The organism is Pediococcus argentinicus (assembly GCF_001437605.1).
Taxonomy (GTDB): Bacteria; Bacillota; Bacilli; order Lactobacillales; family Lactobacillaceae; genus Pediococcus; species Pediococcus argentinicus.
The window spans coordinates 1-622 of sequence record NZ_JQCQ01000077.1; the positions used below are offsets into that span (position 1 = coordinate 1).

General features: G+C 30.2%; 1 protein-coding gene. It reads left to right on the top strand.

The genetic code is table 11. From position 1 onward, the window contains the following. Nucleotides 1-622 (top strand): restriction endonuclease subunit S (locus IV88_RS08965; protein WP_201781926.1); only part of this gene is annotated, 622 nt, incomplete at both ends.

Consider the following 622-nt stretch of genomic DNA (forward strand, 5'->3'; position numbering starts at 1 on the left):
TCCTTGGGAACAGCGTAAGTTAAAAGAACTTGGAGACACATATAGCGGTTTAACCGGAAAGAGCAAGAATGATTTTGGTCATGGAGATGCATTTTACATTCCATATCTTAATATTTTTACTAATTCTATAGTAGACAACAGTAACCTAGAAAAAATAGATATAGATTCCAAACAACATGCCGTAAACTATGGTGATGTATTATTCACAGTATCATCAGAAACACCTGAAGATGTTGGAATGACATCTATTTACATGGGTAATAAAAATAATGTTTACTTAAACAGTTTTTGCTTCGGATATAGACTAAACAAGCATTTTGATTTATTTTTCTTATCCAGTTATTTTAGATCTAATGTATTTAGAAAAAGTATAGAAATTCTAGCACAAGGTATTTCTCGGTATAATATTTCTAAAAATAAAGTTATGAGTCTTAAAATTTTCATACCAACTGATGATGAACAATCTAATATTGGCTGTTTATTAAATCATTTAGATGATACCATCACTGCCAATCAACGAAAGCTTGATGAACTGAAAAATGTTAAAAAGTTATTGATGCAAAAGATATTTTCTCAAGAATGGCGATTCAAAGGATTTACTGATCCTTGGGAACAGCGTAAG